The sequence below is a fragment of the Curtobacterium sp. LFS079 genome (assembly GCF_047977865.1).
Taxonomy (GTDB): Bacteria; Actinomycetota; Actinomycetes; order Actinomycetales; family Micrococcaceae; genus Arthrobacter.
In genome coordinates this window covers 1-22,054 of sequence record NZ_JBFPFO010000003.1, presented here as the reverse complement: position 1 = coordinate 22,054, position 22,054 = coordinate 1, and the positions used below count along the sequence as shown (strand labels likewise).

Below are 22,054 nucleotides of genomic sequence, written 5' to 3'. Positions count from 1 at the left end.
GACAGGGAACTACGGTGTTCCAAGCCGGCGGCACCGCGGTGCCGGCGGCCGGAGCGGGTCCTTAGGACTTGACCTTGATGGACTCGATGGCGGCCTTGGCCTTCTCCTGCAGCGCCTTGGTCAGCGGAGCGGACTTGGCGGCGTCTGCGGCGGCTTTCTGGCCTTCGTCGGAGACTACGTAGCTCTCGAAGGCCTTGACGAGGTCCACGGTTTCCTTCTTGTCGTAGGTGGTGCAGACGACGTGGTAGGAAACCAGGACAACCGGGTAGACGCCGGCTTCGGTGGTCTTGCGGTCCAGCTTGATGGCGAAGTCGTTGGCGGGGCGGCCTTCGGCCGGCTTGCTGATCTCGACGGCCTTGGCGGCGGCCTCAGGGGAGATCTTCACGAACTCGCTGCCGACCTTGATCTGGGCGGTGCCCAGCTTGCCGGAGACTGCGGAGTCGTCAGCGTAGGTCACGGCACCGGGGGTGTCGGTGACGGTCTTGACGACGCCGGAGGTGCCCTTGGCGTTCTCGCCCTTCAGGGAAGCCGGCCACACGCCGTCGGCTTTGTCGGTCCAGACGTCCGCAGCAGCGGAGGCGAGGTAGTCGGTGAAGTTCTTGGTGGTACCGGAGTCGTCAGAGCGGTTCACGGGGGTGACCTTGAGGTCCGGGAGCTTCGCGTCCGGGTTCAGGGCGGCGATTGCGGGGTCGTTCCACTTGGCGATCTGGCCGCGGAAGATCTTGGCGACGGTGGCGGCGTCGAGCTTCAGTTCCTTGATGTCGGGCAGGTTGAAGGCCACGGCGATCGGGGAAATGTAGACCGGGATGTCGATGGCGCCTTCGGGGCCGCACTTGGCCTTGGAAGTGGCGAGTTCTGCGTCCTTGAGGTACGCGTCGGAACCGGCGAACTGGGCCGAACCGTCCAGGATGGCCTTGCGGCCTGCGCCGGAACCGTCCGGGGAGTACTGTACGGTGGCGCCCTGGTTGGCAGCTGCGAAGCCGCTCTTCCAGGCGTCCATGGCCGCGCCCTGCGCGGTGGAACCAACACCCGTCAGAGTGCCGGTGACTTTGGTGCCGGCAGCGGCCTGGCTGCTTGCCGGGGAGCCGGTTGCGTTGTCGGAACCGCAAGCCGTGAGCGCCAGGGCGCCAGCTGCGATGACCGCGATTGCCGCGTTGCGGCCGAAGCGAGTTGCCTTCACTTTGATGTACCCCTTCCAGGGATTCTCAGATGCGTGCCGAGGAGGGTCGGCTGTTGGGAGATTCGTACTCGTTTTGTACCTTGATCGACGGTAAGAGGCCTAGGTAACGGGATCGGCGGTCCAAGGTGAACGGCGGGTGAACGGAAGCAGACCATTCCCTTACAAATGCGGCGCCACCCTTGCGCGTTTGTCCCTGAATAGACTTGAGGCATGGACGCCCCGCCCGGACTCTCAGCCACCTCGAAATTCCTTCGGACGCGGCTTCGCACGGGCATCACCCGGACCCGGAAGTCGGTGGTGCCCGCCGTCCAGATGACGGTCTGTGCCGTGGGCGCCTACGCCTTCGCCGAACGGGTCCTCGGCCACACCGGCCCGCTCTTCGCAGCCACGTCCTCCCTGATCGCCCTGGGTTTCTCGCGCGATCCCCGCCTGCGCCGGGTGATGGAGGTGGGCCTGGGCTGCACCCTGGGCATCGTCGTGGGCGATCTGCTGGTGCACTGGCTCGGCTCCGGAGTGTGGCAGGCCGCCGTCGTGCTGCTTTTCTCGATCCTGCTTGCCCGGTTCCTGGACAGCGGCACCATCTTCACCACCCAGCTGGGCCTGCAATCCCTGCTGGTCGTGCTGCTCCCGGCCCCGCCGGGAGGCCCGTTCACCCGCAGCCTTGACGCCGTCGTCGGGGGCGTCTTCGCGCTGCTGGTCACGGTGCTGATGCCGAAGGATCCGCGCGTGGAGCCGCGGCAGGACGTGCGAAAACTCCTGCACGAGCTCGCGGAGGTGCTGCGGGAATGCGCGGACGCCATGATCGACAGCGACTCCACCATCGCCTGGCATGCCCTAGTCCGTGGCCGTAATTGCCAGCCCCTGGTGGACCGGATGCGCCAGTCGCTGCGCGCCGCGGGCGAGGTGGCCACGCTGGCGCCCGCGTACCGCAAGCACCGCGATGAACTGAACGCGATGGAAACCTCGCTGGACTCGATCGACCTCGCCCTGCGCAACAGCCGGGTGTTCGCCCGGCGGCTCACCAGCGCGATCAACCACACCGCGCTCACGGACGAGGCCACGGACAGCATCTCCGGGGTGCTGCGGGACACCGCGGCCGCGGTGGATGAGCTGTCGCTGGGCCTCGCGGAAGTGCACGACGGCGCCCGCCGGGCCCACCTGCGTGTCGCCAGGCAGGACCTCGCGGACATCGCCACCCGCCTGCACCCGAAGCTGCTGAGCGTCGAGCGGCTCGAGGGCGAAACCGTGGTGATGCTTTTCCGGCCGCTCATGGTGGACCTGCTCGAGGCCGCCGGCATGGAACACGCCGAGGCCCGGGACGCCCTGCCGCCGTTGTAGCGGCTTTCCTGTCGCACCCCTCCACTAGCCTTGTACGCATGGCTACCAAGACCTCCCGCGCCTCCAAGGCCCCCGCGTTCAAATGCGCCGAATGCGGCTGGACCACCGTCAAGTGGGTGGGCCGCTGCGGCGAGTGCCAGGCGTGGGGAACCGTTGAGGAATCCGGTGCCACGGTGGCGCGTACGACGGCGGCGGCAACCGTTTTGGAGCCCGCGCGCCGGATTGCCGAAGTGGACGGTACGACGGCGGCTTTCCTGCCTACCGGCGTCGACGAACTGGACCGGGTGCTGGGCGGCGGGCTGGTTCCGGGCGCGGTGATCCTGCTGGCCGGGGAGCCCGGCGTCGGGAAGTCCACGCTGCTGCTGGATGTCGCAGCCAAATTCGCCCGCACGGGCCAGGACGTCCTGTACGTCACCGGCGAGGAATCCGCCGCGCAGGTGAAACTGCGCGCCGAACGGATCAGCGCCATCGCGGACACCCTCTACCTCTCCGCGGAAACGGACCTCGGCCAGGCGCTTGGGCAGGTCGAGAAGCTCGAACCCAAGCTGCTCATCGTCGACTCGGTGCAGACGCTCAGCAGCGCCGAGGTGGAGGGCAGCGCCGGCGGTGTTTCCCAGGTCCGCGAAGTAGCCGCCTCGATCATCTCCGCCGCCAAGCGCCGCAACATGACCACCTTGCTCGTGGGCCACGTGACGAAAGACGGCTCCATCGCCGGTCCGCGCCTGCTGGAGCACCTGGTGGACGTCGTGTGCCAGTTCGAAGGCGAGCGCCATTCCCGGCTGCGGCTGCTCCGGGCGGTCAAGAACCGCTACGGCGCCACGGACGACGTCGGCTGCTTCGACCTCAACGAGACCGGAATCGAGGGGCTTGCCGATCCGAGCGGCCTCTTCGTCTCCCGCACCCGCGAACCGGTTTCCGGCACCTGCATCACCGTGACCATGGAGGGCCGCCGGCCGCTACTGGCCGAAGTGCAGTCGCTGCTGGCCGAAAGCGCCAACTCCCAGCCCCGCCGGGCCACCAGCGGCCTGGACAGCTCACGTGTCTCGATGCTGCTGGCCGTGCTGCAGCAGAGGGCCGGCTGCGTGCTGCACAAGGACGACTCCTATGTGGCCACCGTGGGCGGCGTGAAGCTCAGTGAACCGGCCACGGACCTCGCCGTCGCCCTGGCCGTGGCCTCCGCGAAATCCCGGAAGGCACTCCCCCAAAGGCTAATTGCCTTCGGCGAGGTGGGCCTGGCCGGTGAAGTGCGCCCGGTTCCCGGCATCAACCAGCGCATCCACGAGGCCCAGCGCCTGGGCTTCACGCATGCGGTTGTTCCCGCCAGCCCCAACGGTCCGGGCCCGGTCCCGGAGGGGTTCTCCGTGCGGGAGGTGGCCCATGTGGCCGAAGCGCTTGAGCTGCTGATCAGCTGAGTCTTCATCCCCGACGCCGCCGGATAACGCCGGCCGGCGCGGGGCAACCCGAGCGCGGGGTGTCGCGGGGCGGCAACGCACGGCGGTGCGGAAGAGTGGTCCCATGACCAAAAGAACGGCACTGACCAAAAGAACGGTGCTTATTGGGGGACGCTTCTTCTTCGGCCTCTTGACCCTCGTCGCCGTCGGCACGCAGCTGGCAGTACACATCAGCCTGCGGTACGACGTGTGGAACTTCTTCAGCTACTTCACCAACCTGTCCAATCTCTTCGCCGCAGTTGTGCTGTTGGTCAGCGGGTATCGCTTGCTGGTCCGTAAACAGCCCAGCGAACTGGATGAAACCACCCGCGGAACGGCCACCATCGCGATGGCCATTGTGGGCATCGTCTTCGGCGCTTTGCTTACCGGCCAGGACCTCGGCTCGATGGTTCCTTGGGTGAACTTCGTGGTGCACTACCTGATTCCGGTGGTGATGGTGGCCGACTGGCTGTTCCAGCCCCCGCGCACCACCATGACGGTCCGGCATCTCTGGTACTGGCTCGTCTACCCGATCGCCTACCTCGTCTACAGCCTGATCCGCGGTTCGTTCGTGGACTGGTACCCCTACTGGTTCATCGATCCTGCGCGTGCCGGCGGCTGGGGCGGGGTTGCCCTGTTCGCGGTGGGCATCGCTGTCGGCTTCCTGCTGGTCAGCCTCGCGATGCTCCGCCTCGGCAACAAGCTCGAGCGCCAGGCGGACTACTGAGCCGGCTGCGCGGCGCCGTCCTCATCGAAGCAGCCTGACCCGCCCAAACGGCCCTCCGCGGAGATGCCCGAAAGCCCGTTTCCTACCCCCTTCGGGCAGCGGAGGAATGACCCACTTTGAGGCTTGCCTGTGCGGTTAAGGGGTCCGCGAGGATCTATCATGGTGCTAGCCGCTGCCGGGGCACTTTTCCTGAACATCGCCGGCACTGATGCCGGCCCGGTTGCGGGCCTTGCTTTCACCTTCGAAGGGAACACCCATGGCCCGGAGTCCCGAGGAATCGCTCAAGGCGACCTTGGCAAGAGTCGCCCCCGGCACCGCGTTGCGGGACGGGCTCGAGCGCATCCTGCGCGGACGCACCGGCGCCCTGATCGTCCTGGGCTCGGACCGCACCATCGATTCCATCTGTTCGGGCGGCTTCGAAATCGGCATCGAGTTCTCCCCGACGCGGCTCCGGGAACTAGCGAAGATGGACGGCGCCATCGTCTGCGACAAGGATGCGAGCAACATCGTCCGCGCAGCCGTCCAGCTGGTCCCCGATTCCAGCATCGAAACCCAGGAGTCGGGCACCCGGCACCGAACCGCGGAGCGCGTCGCCATCCAGACCGGCGTGCCCGTCATCTCGGTCAGCCAGTCCATGCAGATCATCGCCCTGTACGTGAACGGGCTGCGGCACGTGCTGGAGGGCTCGGAGAAGGTACTCGCGCGCGCCAACCAGGCCCTGGCCACGCTCGAACGCTACAGCGCACGCCTCGACCAGGTCACCAGTTCACTTTCGGCGCTGGAAATCGAAGCCATGGTGACGGTCCGCGACGTCGCAGTGACGCTGCAGCGCCAGGAGATGGTGCGCCGGATCGCCGAGGAAATCGCCCAGTACGTGCTCGAACTCGGCGAGGACGGACGCCTCCTCTCCCTGCAGCTGGAAGAGCTCACCATGGGCCGTGGCCCCGGCAACGACGTCATCATCCGCGATTATGCCGGCGACGCCGCCTCCCCCGAGGACATCGACGCCGCTGTGCAGGCGCTCATGGATCTCGGCCCGACGGAGCTGATCGACTTGGGCAGGATCTCCAGCATCATCGGCTTTGCCGGCGGGATGGATGTGCTCGACGCCGGTGTGCAGCCGCACGGATACCGCCTCCTTGCGGGGCTCAAGTCGGTTCCGAAGGCTGTGGCTGACCGTCTGGTGGAGCATTTCGGCGGACTCCAGAACCTCATGGCCGCCACCATCGAAGACCTCATGACCGTGGACGGCATCGGCGACCAGCGCGCCCGGACCGTCCGCGAAGGCCTCAGCCGGATGGCCGAGGCGAGCCTCCTGGACCGTTTCCTCTAGAAGGCATCCATCGGCTGCTCCGCAAGTGTCGTTTTGAGCGTTCAAAACGACAACCATGGAGCAATCGATGTGGATCCCCGGGGTCACCGCAGCTGGAAGACAGCCTTCGGACTGACCTTGTTGCCCAGCGACGCCGTGAACACGTAGGTGCCCGCACCGGGCTTGGCGTTCACCACGCTGCAGCCTTCCGTGGTGCGGTTGCGCTGCCAGACGAAGTTCGCGGTCTCGCTCTTGCCCGGCAGGATGGTTTTCACCAGGTCCTCGCTGGTGGCCTGGCAATCCCGGGAGGAGAAGATCCTGTCCGGGCCGCTGGTCACCTGGAACTCCATCTGCGAGGTTCCCACGTTGACCTGGCACGGCGTGGCGCCACCGTTGGTGACCTTCAGCCCCAGCACCGGGTTCTGGCCGGCGGCGTAGGATCCAGCGTCGGTGCTGGCGGCGACGGTTACCAAATTCAAGTCGCACACCGGGGTTGCCTTGGCGGAAGGGGTCGCAGCACCCGAGGCGCTGGGTGACGGCATGCTTTGGCTGTCCTGCGGCTGCGGGCTGTTGGCGGCCTCCGGGGCGGGGTCGGCCTTTCCGGCGAAGGACGACGCGATTGCCACAGCACCGGCGGTCACCAGACCCAGGACCACCAGCAATGCAATGAAAACAACCAGGCGACGGCGGCGGTACACAGCCGGGCTCGGCCTGCGGCGGTTGCGCTGGGACGCCGGGCGTTGGGATGCCGGACGCTGGGACGTTCCGCTTCGGGGCTTTCCGCCGCCGCTCGAAGCGTTGCCGCGGCCTCCCGATTTGGGGCCGGCTGAGGCCTGGGTCCGGGCACCATTGCCTGGCGCGCGTGTTCCGCGCGCGTTTGACGGTGGATTGCCCTTGGTGACCATATGACTAGGCTAGGCAACGCCAGCCCTGGATTCGGCCACACCACGCCGCGACCGCGGGCGTCCGGCAGTATGAGCTCCCTCATGTTGCGCCCTCCATGCGCCGCCTCCGCAATTGGTCCCGCAGATCCGGCGGGGTTTGAACACCACACCCCGCCTGATCTGCAGGATCAATCCCAGCCGGCCGTCATGCCACGGTCCGCGGAACGCAGGCTCGGCTACAGTGGAGGGCAGGAATCGGCGGCCGCGCGGCCGCGACAGCAAGCAGCCGCAGCAAAGGGTCCCCAATGTCATCGCCAGCAGCCACGGAACCGTCCGGCACCGGGCCCTCGGCCGCCACACCCTCCGGCGCAGCCACCACACCCTCCTCGGCCACGAAGCCCGCCACCCCCGCGCGGACCGCGCGAACGTCGCGGCGCGCGCAATCCCGGCCGGCCGGCAAACAGCAGGCCCCGTCCCACCAGCTCGAAGCAGCGCGGCTCGACGCCCTCCACCAGGAGCTGGACCGTTGGTTCACCGCAAACGCCCGGGAGCTGCCGTGGCGCGAACCCGCTTGCAGTCCCTGGGGCGTGCTGGTCAGTGAAATCATGCTCCAGCAGACCCCCGTGGTGCGGGTCCTTCCGGTATGGCTGGACTGGATGGAACGCTGGCCGGAACCTGCTGACCTCGCCCGGGAGGCCTCCGGCGAAGCCGTGCGCCACTGGGGCCGGCTGGGCTACCCCCGGCGTGCGCTGCGCCTGCACGCGGCCGCCGTCGCGATTGTCGAAGAGCACGGCGGCAAGGTGCCCGGAACGTACGAGGGCCTGCTTGGCCTTCCCGGCGTCGGCGACTACACGGCTGCGGCCGTTGCGGCGTTCGCATTCGGCGGACGCGAAACGGTGCTCGACACCAACATCCGGCGTGTCCACGCCCGGCTGGTGTCCGGAACGGCCCTTCCTGCGCCGTCGCTCACCGCCGCGGAAATGCGCCTGGCCGAAGCCCTCATGCCGGAGGACACATCGCTGTCCGTGCGCTGGAACGCCTCGGTCATGGAACTGGGTGCGCTGGTGTGCACCGCCCGCTCCCCCAAATGCTCCGACTGCCCCGTCCGTGACGGATGCGCCTGGCTCGCGGCAGGCGAGCCGCCGCCGTCGTACGTTCCCAAGGGCCAGGCCTGGCACGGCACGGACCGGCAACTCCGGGGCGCCGTGATGGCCGTGCTCCGCGTTGCGGAGGCGCCGGTGGCGCGCGGACTTTTCGAACGGGCACCGGCCGACCTCGGCTTCGCCGCCGAAGGAACCGCGGTTCCCCTGGCCGCACTGCACCGCCTCAACTCCGCCCCCGAACAGCTCGAGCGGGCCCTGGACGGGCTGGTCCGCGACGGCCTGGCGGAACTGCACGACGGCGACTACCGGCTGCCCGCCTGACCACCACTCACAGGGGAGAGACGAACGTGAAGACCGTGATCTACATTGTCTGGGCTCTGTTCCAGATCGGCGCGATCGCCGCCTTGGTGCACACGGCCCGGAAGGCGAAGCGGCAGGAAGCGCGTACCGCCGGCTGGCCAAGGGTCCAGGCAGTGGTCACCGGGAGCACGGCGGGCTGGTCCGGCAGGGCCGGCGGTTCCGATCCGTCCCGGCGCTTCTTCCCCACGTACCAGTTCAGCGGGCCGGGCGGTGAGGTCTTCAACGGCACCTCGGACGTTCCTTCGGCGGAGGTCCCGGCCCCCGGCTCGTACATCGAGGTGGCGGTGAACCCGGCCAACCCCCACGAGTCGTTCCACCAGTCCACCAAGGAGAAAGTGGGCATCGGCTGCGCCATTGCGTTCTTCGCAGTCTTCGCGGTGGTCTCGTTTTGGTTCATCGGCATCTTCCCGATCGGCTGAGCGTTACCGCACTGGGCGGCACCATAACGATGTCGGCAAGCTTCCATGCGGGCCGGTCCCGCACGCGTACGCCGGTCCTACCCTGAGGTATGCGCAAGTTATGGGCGGCCGCGGCTTTATGCACGACGGCGTTGCTTGGCTCCGGATGCCATCCTGAAGCGGCGCCGTGCCCGGCCATCGCCATGGCGCCTGTGGTGGGCCTGACCATCGCGAAGGACTATGTGCCGACCGTACAGGGCGTGCATCTGCGGGCCTGCCAGGACGGCAAGTGCAAGGAGGCCGACCTGAAACTGCTCCCCGGCACGAGGTCGGTCCCGCAGGCGTGCAGCACCGGCCCGGAGGGAACCTGTTCGGCAACGATGACCCCGGACGGCACCATGTACGGCCTCCTGGACATGGGGGTCCTCACGGCCTCCCCGATCAGCGCAAAGGTCACCGGCACCGCATCCACCGGCAGGCCGCTTCCGGTCCGCACCCTCGACTTCACGCCCAAGAGCCTCAAGCCCTTCGGCGAGAAATGCGCAACGGTCATCACCGCCAACCTGGTGCTGGACGCCACCGGACTCAAACAGGCACCCTGACATCCGGCCGGGCTACTTCTCCCCGAAGCCGTCCTCCACCAGGCGCCGCACGTAGGCCACTGCTTTTGCCGCGTCCTTGCCCCGCGCTTGCACCGTGAGCGTGCCGCCCCGGCCAACCGCCAGGGCCATCAGTTCCATCACTGAGGTGCCGTCGACGCCGTTGACCGTCACCTCGGCATCCAGGCCGGCCAGGCCGCCGGCGATCCGGGCCGCGGGCCGGGCGTGGATCCCGGCGGCATTGACCAGTACGAACTCGCCGCTTTCCTGCGGCGCCGCGGGCAGTCCGCCCGGGTGGGCTCCGCCGTCGGGACTCCCGACGCCGGTGCTGCCGCCGTCGTTGCTGAACCGCACCGCAGCGACGGCCGCCTTCACGGCGGGCGCGTCGGCTCCGCCCTGGGCAGCTACCGCCGCCGCGACGAGCCCCTCCACCAAGGGGCCGTCGGCCAGGAACACGTCCTGCGGGGCGCTGCAGAATTCCACCACCGCTTCCGCCGTCATCACCGCCGAGCCGAGGTCCGTCAGCACCACAACACCGGCGCCCGCAGCAGTTTCCAGTGCCGATTCGACGGCGGCCTGGATGAGTTCGAAGCTGGTGCCGATCCTGCCGTCGTCGGTTCCGCCGGCGGCGAAGAGGCGGACGTCCGGGGCCATCTGCCCGGCAAGTTCAACAGCCCCTTCGGCGATCTTGGCACTGTGCGAAACCACCACCAAGGCAACGGTCACGCGGGCTCCCCATCGGGGAAACCGGCCGCTGTTGCCGCGGCCCGCAACAGGAGCGCGGTGGAAGCGGCTCCGGGATCACGGTGCCCGGCGCTGCGTTCGCCGAGGTAGCTTGCGCGGCCCTTCCTGGCCACAAGCGGATCCGTGGTCACGGCCCCTACCTCCGCGGCTTCCGCGGCGGCGGCAAGGACGGCAACGGCGTCCGCGCCGAGGGCCGCGGCCTCATTGGCCGCCTCCACTGCCGGGGTCCAGGCGTCCACCATGGTCTTGTCACCGGGCTCGGCCTTGCCGCGTGCCACGATCCCGTCCCGGGCGGCTTCAAGGGCGGCGGCGAGCGCGGCGGCGTCAAGGTCTTCCAGCGTGCCCAAAGCCGTGGAAGCCCGCAGGTATGCGGTGCCGTAGAGCGGGCCGGCCGCACCGCCCACCTTGGACATCAGGGCCATGGCAGCGAGCTTCAGGGCTGCTCCGGGCGTGTCCGGAGCAGCCTCGGCGATTTTCTCCAGCACGGCCTGGAAGCCGCGGTCCATGTTCTCGCCGTGGTCCGAATCGCCGATTGCCCGGTCAAGTTCGATGAGCTCCACACGGTGTTCGGACATCTTGCGTGCGGACAGCTGCAGCCATGCAATGGCCCAGTCGACTCCCAGCCCCACGGTCACATCCCCCAACGGAGGGCAGCAGTGTGCACCGGGGCATCCCACAGTTCAACGAGTTCGTCATCGAGCCTCAGCACGGAGATGGAGCAGCCCTGCATCTCGAGGGAGGTGACGTAGTTGCCCACGAGGGACCTCTCCACGGTGATTCCCTTCTCTTCCAGCAGCCGGGCGGCCCGGCGGTACACGATGTAAAGCTCACTGAGCGGTGTCCCGCCCATGCCGTTGACGAAAAGCAGCGCCCTCTCCCCCTTGCCGAGGCCCAGGTCCTCCACCACCGGTTCCAGCAGCCTGGAAGTGATGCCGTCGGCGCCCTCCATGGGGATCCGGTGGCGGCCCGGTTCGCCGTGGATGCCGATGCCGATCTCGATCTCGTCGTCGGCGAGTTCGAAGCTCGGCACTCCGGCATGCGGCACGATGCAGCCCGAAAGTGCCACACCCATGGTGCGCACGTTGCGGGCCACCGTTTCCGCGACGCCCGTGACGGCGTCGAGGGTGTCACCCCGGACGGCGGCGGCACCTGCGATCTTTTCCACGAGCACGGTACCGCCAACGCCGCGCCGGCCCGCCGTGTACAGGGAGTCCTCCACGGCGACGTCGTCGTCAACCAGGACCGTGCGGACGCTGATGCCTTCGGCCTGCGAGAGTTCGGCGGCGGTTTCGAAGTTCAGGACGTCGCCGGTGTAGTTCTTCACGATGTGCACGACGCCGGCACCCGAGTCCACCGCTTCGGTCGCCGGGATGATCTGGTCCGGTGTGGGCGAGGTGAACACGGCACCGGGCACCGCGGCGTCGAGCATCCCGTGCCCGACGAATCCGGTGTGCAGGGGTTCGTGCCCGCTTCCGCCACCCGAGACCAGCGCCACTTTGCCTGCCACCGGGGCACCTTTGCGGATGACAAATGCCGGATTGGCGTGGACGTCCAGAATGTCCGCATGGGCCAGGCCGAAGCCTTCGAGGGATTCGTCCACCACCGCGCGTGGATCGTTGATGAGCTTTTTCACGGCTTGCTCCTGGAACGAATCGGGTAGCTTGCTTTGACCCTACTACCCGTCCGGCAGCCGCGGTAGGTCCGGCCCAGGGCCGCGGTTTGCGGCCTGCTGACGTACCCCCGGCCGCCTTTGGTCATCCGTTTTCCTCGTCCGGTAACGAGCGATCCTTCCCCGGCGCATCGGGCCAGGACTCCAGGCCCTCCGCCTTGGCGCTGCCCCCTCGCCGGCGCTGCTCCGCAGACGGAACGGCTCCCGGGATCTCCATTTGGAATCCTGAGAAATCGGGGAACACAACATGGTAAGTCATGGTTCGCCTCCACAGACCGGCGGCCCGGGGGTGGTGGGCCCCAGCTAGTTTATCCATCAAGTAGATATATGCAAGGGGACCTGGCCCAGGACCTGCCGCGGGCACCCGCGGTCCGGGCCGGAGGCGCTTAGAGGGACTTGATCATGCGGGTGTTCCCCAAGGTGTTGGGTTTGACCCGGGCCAGGTCCAGGAACTCGGCAACGCCTTCGTCGTGCGAGCGCAGGAGCTCCGAGTAGACCTCGGGATCCACGGCCGACTGGTCGGCCATGACCTCGAAGCCATGCCGCTTGAAGAAGTCCACTTCGAAGGTCAGGCAGAACACCCGGGAAACCCCCAGCGCCTTGGCGTCTTCCAGGAGCTGCTGCACCAACACGTGCCCCACTCCCCTGCCGCGCCAGTCGGCGGCAGCCGCGAGCGTGCGGACCTCGGCCAGGTCCTCCCACATCACGTGTAGGGCCCCGCAGCCAATGATCTCGCCGTCGGACGACTCAGCGATCCGGAACTCCTGCAGGCTCTCGTAGTACGCCACCGTTTCCTTGGCCATCAGGATCCGCTGCGCCGCCAGCGGCGCCACCAGCTTCTTGATCGCGGCGACATCGCCGGTGCGGGCTGGGCGGATGCTGAACGTTGGAGTCACAGCCCCATCCTATGTCCCGCGGACCCCGGCCTGGCCGGCACGTCCCCGTGCCGGCCAGGCCTCCCATGTCGGCCGGGCCTCCCCGCCCGGCCATGTCCCGGCAGCCGTCCCCACAGCCGCCAAGACAAGCTTTCAAATCGGGCCTACAGGCCCAGGTCCTCCGGCAGCGCGAGCTCCTTGCCCAGGACCTGCTTGGCAAGGAAGTGTTCCACCACGCCGTACCAGACCTTGGCATGCTGCGGCTGGAGCACCCAGTGGTTCTCGTCCGGGAAGTACAGGAAGCGGTGCTGCGTCTCCCCGTTTTCACCGGCAGGCAGCTGCGAGCCGGACAGCAGCTCGTACCAGAGCCGCAACCCTTCGCCGATCGGAACCCGGTAGTCCTTGTCACCATGGATCACGAGCATGGGGGTGGAAATGTTCCCCAGGTGCAGGTGCGGGGAATTCTCCAGCGCCATCTCCGGGGTCATTTCCTTGAGCCAGTACTGTGAAGCGTCCGTGGTGGGGCCGAACTGGTCCAGCGCCCAGAGGCTCGCGTGCGTCACGATCGCTTTGAAGCGGTCCGTGTGGCCGGCCACCCAGTTCGCCATGTATCCGCCGAAGGAGCCGCCCATGGCCGCGGTGCGGGTTTCGTCGATGTCCGGACGGGCCACGGCCGCGTCGGTAACGGCCATCAGGTCCTCGAACGGCGCTTTGCCCCAGCTGCCCCATCCTCGCTGGATGTAGTCCTGCCCGTAGCCGGTGGAAAGGGCAGGATCCGGCAGCAGCACGGCGTAGCCCTTCGTGACCAGCAGCCACGGATTCCAGCGCCAGGTCCAGGCATTCCAGGATCCGAGCGGGCCGCCGTGGATCCACAGCAGGAGCGGGGCCGGGTTCTCGGCCGAAGCACCTTCGGGCAGCGCCAGGTAGGCGGGCACCCGGCTGCCGTCGGCCGCCGTCGTTTCGATCCGCTCAAGGGAGCCCTTGACGGCGGGCCTTTCGGCCGGCGCGGGAAGCCGCACGACGTCGCCGCTCGCCAGGTCAATGCGGACCGCTTCGGCGGGGAAGCCGTAGGAACTGCGCAGGGCATACGCAGCGTTCCCGTCCGGCGAGACCATGACGTCGGTGTACGCCGCGGCGTCGGGAGTCACCCGCGAGACCGCACCGCTCGCCACGTCGATGCGGAAGACCGGCGTCGCACCGTCCTCGTCGGCGGTCACCAGGAGGGACTTTCCGTCGGGCAGCCAGGCGGCCGGCGTCGCCCAGCGGTCCCATTCCGGCGCCAGCGGCTGGAACCCCGCGCCCGCGCCGCTTCCGACGTCGAGCAGGTGAAGAGACACCCGCGGCGCCTGCAGCGGGGTACTGTCGCTTTCGCTGACGACGGCGAGCGTCCGGCCGTCCGGACTCACCGGCCCCGGGAAGTAGCTCATTCCCTCACGGTCCAGGATGACCTTGAGGCCGCCCGTGGCGACGTCGACGGCGGCCAGGACGTAGCGGGAATCTGCCTTTGCGAGCGGCTGCTGGAGGCTGGTGAAGACTGTTGCGCCGTCCGGGCTGACAACCGCTTCGGTATCCCTGAGGCGGCCTGCGGCCTCGGGGGTCAGGTTGCGGAGCTTCAGCGCCGGCGCGGCGTCCACCGTCGCGGGCTTGCCTGGACCCTCGTTTTCCCCCGCTTCGACGGCGAAGAGCCGCGGCTGGGACGGACCGAGGTCGGCATCCCAGTACCGGACGGGATAGCCGCTGTGCAGGATCGCCGAGACCTTGTTGTCCTTGCGGCTCTTGCGCCGTTCCTCGTCGTCCTTTTCGTCGCTTGAACCGGCGAGGACCGGGGCCTTCACGAAGGTCGCGTCCGCGTCCTTCGCTGTCAACACGGCGCTGATTCCGCCGGCCCGCGAGTGCGCGACGCGGGCTTCGCCGCCGTCAGCCGGCAGCAGCCACAGGGCGTCGACCGGATCTGCGTCAGGGCTGTCGGGGTCGGGCCGGGCGGAGGTGAAGTAGAGGTCGCCATTTGCGGCGAAGGCTGCGCCCGCCTCGCCCTTGGCGCTGCGGGTAATGCGCCGGGCATGCTTCGTGCCGGCAGGATCGAGCTCCCAGAGGGCGGTCACGTATTCGGTGCCCTTGCCGTTGAGGGTGGCCACTGTGGTGACCAGGCGGCTGCCGTCGGGGCTGAGGGCCAGGCCGCTCACGCGCGGGATGGCCAGATAGTGGTCCAGATCGTGGAACGGGGTTTCGGGCTGTGCGTCCGGGGTCTCGGGGGGATTCGCGTCCATGGTCCGATTCAACACTGATTGTGCCGCTGATCACAGGGAGTTCTCTAAGAGTGAAACAGTACTTTCAGAAACAGTTCATAGGATCCCCGGATGCCGGAAAGTCCGGGGGAACGCGAAGGACCCCCGTTCCAGGAACGGGGGTCCTTATACGCTTGGCGGCCGAAGCCGCGGCGGTTAGGCGCTCGGCGCGATCTCGGGGATGCGCGGCTTGGCGTTGCCGGCGAACGTGAACTTGGCGTCGTCGCCTTCGCCTTCCACGTCCACCACCACGATGTCGCCCTGGTGCAGCTCGCCGAAGAGGATCTTTTCGGAGAGCTGGTCCTCGATCTCGCGCTGGATGGTCCGGCGCAGCGGCCGGGCGCCCATGGCGGGATCGTAGCCGCGGGTGGCCAGCAGGACCTTGGCGGCAGTGGTCAGCTCGATGCCCATGTCCTTGTCCTTCAGACGCGCCTCCAGGCGGGTCACGAACAGGTCCACGATCTCGATGATCTCTTCCTGGGTCAGCTGCGGGAACACCACGACGTCATCCACACGGTTCAGGAATTCGGGACGGAAGTGCTGCTTGAGCTCTTCAGTAACCCGGGCCCGCATGCGGATGTAGCCCGTCTGGGTGTCCGTGCCGGACTGGAAACCGGTGGCAACGCTCTTGGAGATGTCGCGGGTACCGAGGTTCGTGGTCATGATGATCACGGTGTTCTTGAAGTCCACCACGCGGCCCTGGGAGTCGGTCAGGCGGCCGTCTTCCAGGATCTGCAGCAGCGAGTTGAAAAGGTCCGCGTGGGCCTTTTCCACTTCATCGAACAGCACCACGGAGAACGGACGACGGCGGACCTTCTCGGTCAGCTGGCCGCCCTCTTCGTAGCCCACGTAGCCCGGAGGCGCACCGAAGAGCCGCGAAACCGTGTGCTTCTCGGAGTATTCGGACATGTCCAGAGTGATGAGGGCGTCCTCTTCACCGAACAGGAATTCCGCAAGCGCCTTGGCCAGTTCGGTCTTGCCGACGCCGGTGGGGCCGGCGAAGATGAACGAACCGCCCGGACGCTTGGGGTCCTTCAGGCCGGCACGTGTGCGGCGGATCGCCTGGGAGAGGGCCTTGATGGCCTCGTCCTGGCCGACGACGCGCTTGTGCAGTTCCTCTTCCATCTTGAGCAGGCGGCTGGACTCTTCTTCGGTGAGCTTGAAGACCGGGATGCCCGTGGAGTTCGCCAGGACTTCCGCGATGAGGTCTTCGTCCACTTCCGAGACGTCGTCCATGCCGCCGGACTTCCAGTTGCGTTCCTTCTCGGCACGCTCCGCGATGAGCTTCTGCTCCTTGTCGCGCAGCGAAGCGGCACCTTCGAAGTCCTGGGCGTCGATGGCCGATTCCTTCTCGAGCTTCACCTCGGCGATGCGCTCGTCCATTGCCTTCAGCTCCGGCGGAGCAGTCATGCGGCGGATGCGCAGGCGGGCGCCGGCCTCATCGATCAGGTCGATCGCCTTGTCCGGCAGGAAGCGGTCCGAGATGTAGCGCTCGGCGAGCTGGGCGGCCGAGGCGAGGGCGCCGTCGGTGATGGTTACGCGGTGGTGCGCCTCGTAGCGGTCCCGCAGGCCCTTGAGGATCTCGATTGCGTGCGCAACCGAGGGCTCCTTGACCTGGATCGGCTGGAAGCGGCGCTCCAGGGCGGCGTCCTTCTCGATGTGCTTGCGGTATTCGTCAAGCGTCGTGGCACCAATGGTCTGGAGTTCACCGCGGGCCAGCATCGGCTTTAGGATGGAGGCTGCGTCGATGGCACCCTCGGCAGCACCGGCACCGACGAGCGTGTGGATCTCGTCGATGAACAGGATGATGTCGCCGCGGGTGCGGATTTCCTTGAGGACCTTCTTCAGGCGCTCTTCGAAGTCACCGCGGTAGCGGGAACCGGCCACGAGGGACCCGAGGTCCAGGGTGTAGAGCTGCTTGTCCTTGATGGTCTCCGGGACATCGCCGCGGACGATCGCCTGGGCGAGGCCTTCGACGACGGCCGTCTTGCCGACGCCGGGCTCACCGATCAGCACGGGGTTGTTCTTGGTACGGCGGGAGAGGACCTGCATGACGCGTTCCATCTCCTGCTCGCGGCCGATCACGGGATCGAGCTTGTTCTCGCGGGCGGCCTGCGTCAGGTTGCGGCCGAACTGGTCCAGCACAACAGAGCCGGCCGGGGTACCTTCCGGCTGGCCCGGCCCCGCGCCGGTGCCGGCTGCTTCCTTGCCCTGGTAGCCGGAGAGCAGCTGGATGACCTGCTGGCGGACGCGGTTCAGGTCCGCGCCAAGCTTGACCAGCACCTGGGCTGCAACGCCCTCACCTTCACGGATGAGGCCGAGCAGGATGTGCTCGGTTCCGATGTAGTTGTGGCCGAGCTGCAGGGCTTCGCGCAGCGAGAGCTCCAGCACCTTCTTGGCACGCGGGGTAAAGGGGATGTGGCCGGAGGGCGCCTGCTGGCCCTGGCCGATGATCTCCTGGACCTGTTCCCGGACGCCGTCGAGCGAAATGCTCAGGGACTCAAGCGCTTTGGCAGCAACGCCTTCACCCTCGTGGATCAGACCCAAGAGGATGTGCTCGGTACCGATGTAGTTGTGGTTGAGCATGCGTGCCTCTTCCTGGGCAAGCACAACAACGCGACGGGCACGGTCCGTAAATCTCTCAAACATTTCGCCACACTCCTAGCTACGACGTACTTTGATGCTACGTGCCGGGGCAAGGATTTTGGGGCGTGTTCGCCACAGGGGAAACAGGGAGGGCGCAGGGAATACTTTCCCTGCGCCCTGCGCTGCACGTCGGATCGAACGCCGGCATGCCCTGGCGGCACCTGCCGCCATCGTGAGCGCCGCCAGCCTGGCCGCACAATTCGAATTCCCCCATGGTTTTCGAAGTGGCGGATAAACCGGCAATTCGCCCCGTTTTGGAACCTTGGAACCCGGAGAAACCGGAATCCTGTGGATTCCCTAGGAATTTGCCTTCTGGTAGGCTTCCTGAATTTCGGCTTGGATCCGGCCGCGGCTGTTTACGGTGTATCCGTTATCGCGCGCCCATTGACGGATCTGTGCCGAATCCTGGTTCCTTCCCGCGGAAGCCCTGTTCCGTGTGGCGCGTCCGGTAGACGTTTTACGGGCTTTGGCGATAAAAGGCTCCAGGGCATCGCGCAGCTTGGACGCGTTTACCGTGGACAGGTCCATCTCATAGCTGACGCCGTCCAGGCCAAAGCGGACCGTTTCGTCCGCCTCACCCTCGTCCAGGTCGTCAACGAGGATGATTTTGACTTTCTGTGCCATTGAAAAGACTCTCTTCGGGGGATGGGGGATGCAGATTTATGTCCTGCTAATTACAGATTATCGTCCAGCGCGCCGCAGGACGTCAAAGACATAAACAATTTCTGTGGATACCCCGCCCGAAAGGGCTATTTAGCGGGAGTCGGACCGCCGTCGGGAGATGCCGAATTTCCAAGTGCGGCTTCGCGCTGGGCGCGCGCTTCGGCCTGCCGTTCCGCTTTGTCCGCGTTGAAGATGGACTTCATGGCAAACCAGAAAAGCAGCCCCACCACAACAGAGGGTGCGAGGACGGCGATGTATTCCATGGTCAGTGGCCTTCGGGCTTGAGGAGGGGGAACAGAATGGTTTCGCGGATTCCGGCTCCCGTGAAGAGCATCACCAAGCGGTCAATGCCGAGGCCGATTCCGCCCATGGGCGGCGCGCCGTATTCAAGCGCCCGCAGGAAGTCCTCGTCGAGCTGCATTGCTTCGTCGTCGCCCTCAGCGGAAAGGCGGGACTGCTCGGTGAGGCGTTCGCGCTGGATGACGGGGTCGATCAGCTCGGAGAAGGCGGTGCCGCGCTCCATGCCCCCGATGATCAGGTCCCAGGCCTCGATGAGGCGCGGCTTGTCACGGTGCGGCCGCGCGAGCGGCTGCGCCGAGGGCGGGTAGTCGTAGACGAACGTCGGGTTAAGCAGGGTCGGTTCGACAATCTCGCCGAACAACTCGATGACAGCCTTTTCCTGCGTCCACAGCGGATCAGTCTTGACGCCGTGCGCCTCACCGATCTCAAGGAGCCGCTCGAGCGGGGTGTCCGGCGTGATTTCGACGCCAACGGCCTCGGACAGGCCCGGGTATACGGCAAGCCAGGCCCATTCGCCGTCGAGGTTGATCTCGCCCGCCTCGGTCTGGATGGTGCGGGTGCCCACGACGTCGGCCACGTTGAGGATGATCTCCTTCATCCGCTCGGCCATGACGAACTGGTCTGCCCAGGCTTCGTAGCATTCGAGCGTGGTGAACTCCGGGCTGTGGGTGGAGTCGACGCCCTCGTTGCGGAACACGCGGCCCATGTCGTAGACACGGTCGATGCCGCCCACCACGGCCCGCTTGAGGAAGAGTTCCGTGGCGATGCGCAGGGTCATCTTCTGGTCGAAAGCGTTCATGTGGGTTTCGAACGGGCGGGCGGTGGCGCCGCCGTGGACCAGCTGCAGGATCGGAGTCTCCACCTCGACGTAGCCGTGGCGGTCCAGGGTGTCGCGGACGGAGCGGGTGATGGCCGCACGGGTGTAGACCATCTCGCGGGCTTCGTCGCGGACGATGAGGTCCACATAGCGCTGACGGACGCGGGTTTCCTCGTTCAGTCCGGCGTGCAGCACGGGCAGCGGGCGCAGGGACTTGGAGGCCATGGACCAGGAATCGGCCATGACGGAGAGCTCACCACGGCGGGAAGAGATGACTTCGCCCTTGATGAAGACGTGGTCGCCGAGATCCACCAGGGCCTTCCAATCCGCCAGGCCTTCCTCGCCGATGTTGGCCAGGCTCAGCATCGCCTGGAGACGGACACCCTTGCCGTCCACACCGCCTTCCTGGAGCGTAGCAAAGCACAGCTTGCCGGTGTTGCGGATGAACACCACGCGCCCGGTGATCCCCACGGTGTCCCCCGTGGTTTCGTCGGCCTGCAGGTGCCCGTACTTTTCCCGGACCTCCGCGAGCGAATGGGTCCGCTCAACACCCACCGGGTAGGCTTCGCCGCCGCGCTCGATCAGCTTGTTGCGCTTTTCCATGCGGATGCGCATCTGTTCGCTGGCGTCTGCGGGCTCTGCGGAGGGGGTGTTTTCTGAAGTCACAAGGCTTAATTCTAGCGGAGTCAGGGACCTCGCCCCGCGGTCCCGCCCGCGCGGAGCCGACCGGCATCTAGACTGTCCCAAATGGACGAACGCACCTTGGAGACTGACGACGGCGGACGGCTGGCTCTCTACAGCTACGGCCCCGCCGAAGCACCTCCGGAGCGGCGGGTCCTGGTGGTCGGCGGCGCCTTCCTGACGGCCTTGATCTACCGCCCGTTCGCGATGGCGCTGGCAGCCGGTCTGGGCAATGAATGGGCCGTGGACGTCTACGACAGACGCGGCCGGGGGCAATCAAGCGAGCAGCCGCCCGGGTATTCGATGGCCACGGAAATCGCGGACGTCCGCACCGTGCTGGATGCCACCGGGGGCCGGAGCATTTTCGGGCACAGCCTCGGCGGATCGGTGGTGCTGAACGCCGCAGCGGAGTTCGCCGGCACGGCACACGAGGCCGCGAAGCTGGCCGTTTACGACGCCGCCGTGAACATCGGCGGAAGCATCGACAGTTCCTGGCTTTCCGGCTTCGAAGAAGCGGTCAACGCGGGCCAGCCCGGCCGGGCCATGGCCAGGGCAAAGAAGGGGCTGGCCCCGGGCAGCGCACTCGCGCGCGTCCCGGAACCGGTGCTTGCGGCCCTGATGACCGTCATTTCCCGGACCGGAACCGGCCGGTTGTTCCGCGAACTCATGCCCACCGCCGTCGGCGAACTGAAGGCCGCCATGGAAGAGCCGCTCAGCGCCGCCGACTTCTCCGGGCTGCCGGCCGGCACCTGCTTCCTGGTGGGCGCGAAGAGTCCCGACTACTACAAGGTCACCGCCACACGCCTGCATGCGGCGGTTCCCGGAAGCGCGCTCAAAGTCTCGCCGAAATGCGTCCATGGTTCGGTGCCGGCCGCAGTGAAGGAACTCGTCACGGACATCGCAGGCTACTTCAAGGCATAGGTCCGAAGCGGCGGAAGCGTTGCGTACTGTCAGCGTTCAGGTAGCTCCGTTAGGCTCAAGCCATGACGAGCGAGAAGATCACCACCCCTGACGGAGCGAGCCTCGAGGTCTTCACCACCGGTGGAGAAGCAAGCTCCAAAGGCAACGGCGTCGTCGTCGTGCCGGCATCAATGGTGACCGCCGCGGACTACACGAAGTTCGCGCAGAAGCTCAGCGCGGCGCTCGGCCGGCCGGTGCACACGTTCAACCGCCGCGGACGGGGTGGCTCGTCGCCGCAGCCGGAGGACTACACCCTCGACGTCGACATCCGGGACCTGGCGGCCGTCATGAAACACACCGGAAGCACGGACGTCTTCGGACACAGCTTCGGCGGTGCGGTGGCGCTGCACGCAGCGCGGACGCTGCCGGTGGAACGGCTGGCCGTGTACGACCCCGCAGTTTCCGTCAACCACAGCGTCAAGGCCGACTGGACAGTCGAATACGAACGCGCGACGGCGGCGGGAGACTTCGACCGCGGGCTCGCCGTCCTGGTGAAGGGCGTGGAGACCGAGGGAGCGTTCTCGAGGATGCCGCTTTCCATGCTCACCCTCGCCAACAAGCTGACGGCCGGCACGCACATGGGCAAGCAGATGCGTGAACTGATGCAGGCCGGGGTCCGCGAAATCAAGGCCGTCATCGCCGCCGACATGCCCGCCGAGCCCTTCCTCGAGCTTCCGCTCGAGACCCTGATCGTGGTTGGCGAAAAGAGCCCCGCCTACTTCGGTGTTGCCTGCGGCCAGATCCACGACGTCCTGTCCGGCTCCAGCTACACGATCCTTCCCGGCTACGGGCACGACGGCGCCAACCGGGCGCCGGACAGGCTCATCTCTGAGCTCGCTGCGTTCTACGCCGGCTAGGCCCGGGGCCGCAGAAGGCGCAAGGCGCCGGGGCGTCTTATTGCTTAAATGTGGGAGGCCCCCGGGGGGGAGCCCTTGTTGGGGGTTCCTTCCGGGGGCCTCGACCTGTAATGGTTGTCCGGCGGTGTCCTACTCTCCCACACCCTCCCGGGTGCAGTACCATCGGCGCTGTGGGTCTTAGCTTCCGGGTTCGGAATGGGACCGGGCGTTTCCCCCACGCTATGAC

The 22,054-nt window shown here is 67.1% G+C and carries 20 protein-coding genes and 1 rRNA gene; 9 read left to right on the top strand and 12 right to left on the bottom strand.

The features are described 5' to 3' along the window. Positions 1-61: 61 nt before the first annotated feature. Complete coding sequence (pstS, locus tag ACNQPB_RS06115; protein WP_498750009.1) at positions 62-1,180, bottom strand: phosphate ABC transporter substrate-binding protein PstS; 1,119 nt, start codon at positions 1,178-1,180, stop codon at positions 62-64. 210 nt (positions 1,181-1,390) lie between these two features. Between pstS and ACNQPB_RS06110 the strand changes: the two genes are divergently transcribed. The 4 genes from ACNQPB_RS06110 (at position 1,391) to disA (ending at position 6,008) form a co-directional block, all read left to right on the top strand. After that, positions 1,391-2,518: an FUSC family protein gene (locus ACNQPB_RS06110; RefSeq protein ID WP_498750007.1), complete on the top strand. Its 1,128-nt coding sequence runs from the start codon at positions 1,391-1,393 to the stop codon at positions 2,516-2,518. A gap of 38 nt (positions 2,519-2,556) precedes the next feature. Further along, positions 2,557-3,930 carry a DNA repair protein RadA gene (gene radA, locus ACNQPB_RS06105; RefSeq protein ID WP_498750005.1) on the top strand — a complete coding sequence of 458 codons (1,374 nt, stop codon included), beginning with the start codon at positions 2,557-2,559 and terminating at the stop codon, positions 3,928-3,930. Positions 3,931-4,033: 103 nt separating this feature from the next. Beyond that, the gene (locus tag ACNQPB_RS06100) at positions 4,034-4,675 is read left to right on the top strand and encodes a Pr6Pr family membrane protein (RefSeq protein ID WP_498750004.1); all 642 of its coding nucleotides are present in this window, start codon (positions 4,034-4,036) and stop codon (positions 4,673-4,675) included. Between the two features lie 256 nt (positions 4,676-4,931). Next, a complete protein-coding gene (disA, locus tag ACNQPB_RS06095; protein ID WP_498750003.1) occupies positions 4,932-6,008 on the top strand; it encodes a DNA integrity scanning diadenylate cyclase DisA in 1,077 nt (358 codons plus the stop codon). Between the two features lie 83 nt (positions 6,009-6,091). Here disA and ACNQPB_RS06090 read toward each other — a convergent pair whose 3' ends face one another. Continuing rightward, positions 6,092-6,892 carry a hypothetical protein gene (locus ACNQPB_RS06090; RefSeq protein ID WP_498750001.1) on the bottom strand — a complete coding sequence of 267 codons (801 nt, stop codon included), beginning with the start codon at positions 6,890-6,892 and terminating at the stop codon, positions 6,092-6,094. Between the two features lie 284 nt (positions 6,893-7,176). On the opposite strand from ACNQPB_RS06090, the gene ACNQPB_RS06085 reads away from it, so the two are divergent. The 3 genes from ACNQPB_RS06085 to ACNQPB_RS06075 all read left to right on the top strand — a co-directional run bounded on the left by ACNQPB_RS06085 (position 7,177) and on the right by ACNQPB_RS06075 (position 9,334). Next, complete coding sequence (locus ACNQPB_RS06085) at positions 7,177-8,295, top strand: A/G-specific adenine glycosylase (protein WP_498749999.1); 1,119 nt, start codon at positions 7,177-7,179, stop codon at positions 8,293-8,295. A 26-nt stretch (positions 8,296-8,321) separates the two neighbouring features. Further along, entirely contained in the window at positions 8,322-8,753 is a 432-nt protein-coding gene (locus tag ACNQPB_RS06080; protein ID WP_498749997.1) for a DUF3592 domain-containing protein, read from the top strand. Between the two features lie 89 nt (positions 8,754-8,842). Continuing rightward, a complete protein-coding gene (locus ACNQPB_RS06075; RefSeq protein WP_498749995.1) occupies positions 8,843-9,334 on the top strand; it encodes a hypothetical protein in 492 nt (163 codons plus the stop codon). A 12-nt stretch (positions 9,335-9,346) separates the two neighbouring features. Here the strand turns inward: ACNQPB_RS06075 and dhaM are convergent, their stop codons facing one another. The 9 genes from dhaM to lysS all read right to left on the bottom strand — a co-directional run bounded on the left by dhaM (position 9,347) and on the right by lysS (position 19,996). After that, a complete protein-coding gene (gene dhaM / locus ACNQPB_RS06070) occupies positions 9,347-10,057 on the bottom strand; it encodes a dihydroxyacetone kinase phosphoryl donor subunit DhaM (RefSeq protein WP_498749993.1) in 711 nt (236 codons plus the stop codon). Further along, a complete protein-coding gene (gene dhaL, locus ACNQPB_RS06065; protein ID WP_498749992.1) occupies positions 10,054-10,704 on the bottom strand; it encodes a dihydroxyacetone kinase subunit DhaL in 651 nt (216 codons plus the stop codon). The genes dhaM and dhaL overlap by 4 nt, the downstream gene beginning before the upstream one ends. Before the next feature lie 2 nt (positions 10,705-10,706). After that, positions 10,707-11,708, bottom strand: a complete 1,002-nt coding sequence (dhaK, locus tag ACNQPB_RS06060; RefSeq protein WP_498749990.1) for a dihydroxyacetone kinase subunit DhaK — start codon at positions 11,706-11,708, stop codon at positions 10,707-10,709. A gap of 422 nt (positions 11,709-12,130) precedes the next feature. Beyond that, positions 12,131-12,640, bottom strand: a complete 510-nt coding sequence (locus ACNQPB_RS06055; protein ID WP_498749989.1) for an amino-acid N-acetyltransferase — start codon at positions 12,638-12,640, stop codon at positions 12,131-12,133. A 143-nt stretch (positions 12,641-12,783) separates the two neighbouring features. After that, positions 12,784-14,886: a S9 family peptidase gene (locus ACNQPB_RS06050; RefSeq protein ID WP_498749987.1), complete on the bottom strand. Its 2,103-nt coding sequence runs from the start codon at positions 14,884-14,886 to the stop codon at positions 12,784-12,786. A gap of 174 nt (positions 14,887-15,060) precedes the next feature. Further along, entirely contained in the window at positions 15,061-17,553 is a 2,493-nt protein-coding gene (locus tag ACNQPB_RS06045) for an ATP-dependent Clp protease ATP-binding subunit (protein ID WP_498749986.1), read from the bottom strand. A 294-nt stretch (positions 17,554-17,847) separates the two neighbouring features. Then, entirely contained in the window at positions 17,848-18,174 is a 327-nt protein-coding gene (locus ACNQPB_RS06040) for a histone-like nucleoid-structuring protein Lsr2 (protein ID WP_498749984.1), read from the bottom strand. A gap of 125 nt (positions 18,175-18,299) precedes the next feature. After that, positions 18,300-18,476, bottom strand: coding sequence for a hypothetical protein (locus ACNQPB_RS06035; protein WP_498749982.1), 177 nt, complete (start codon positions 18,474-18,476; stop codon positions 18,300-18,302). Between the two features lie 2 nt (positions 18,477-18,478). Then, a complete protein-coding gene (gene lysS, locus ACNQPB_RS06030; protein WP_498749980.1) occupies positions 18,479-19,996 on the bottom strand; it encodes a lysine--tRNA ligase in 1,518 nt (505 codons plus the stop codon). Between the two features lie 81 nt (positions 19,997-20,077). On the opposite strand from lysS, the gene ACNQPB_RS06025 reads away from it, so the two are divergent. Together ACNQPB_RS06025 and ACNQPB_RS06020 are read left to right on the top strand one after the other, a co-directional pair. After that, positions 20,078-20,932 (top strand): alpha/beta fold hydrolase, encoded by an 855-nt coding sequence (locus ACNQPB_RS06025; protein ID WP_498749979.1) that lies wholly within the window; start codon positions 20,078-20,080, stop codon positions 20,930-20,932. A gap of 62 nt (positions 20,933-20,994) precedes the next feature. Continuing rightward, positions 20,995-21,828 carry an alpha/beta fold hydrolase gene (locus ACNQPB_RS06020; RefSeq protein WP_498749977.1) on the top strand — a complete coding sequence of 278 codons (834 nt, stop codon included), beginning with the start codon at positions 20,995-20,997 and terminating at the stop codon, positions 21,826-21,828. Positions 21,829-21,944: 116 nt separating this feature from the next. Here ACNQPB_RS06020 and rrf read toward each other — a convergent pair. Then, positions 21,945-22,054 (bottom strand): 5S ribosomal RNA (gene rrf / locus ACNQPB_RS06015); the annotation flags it as partial.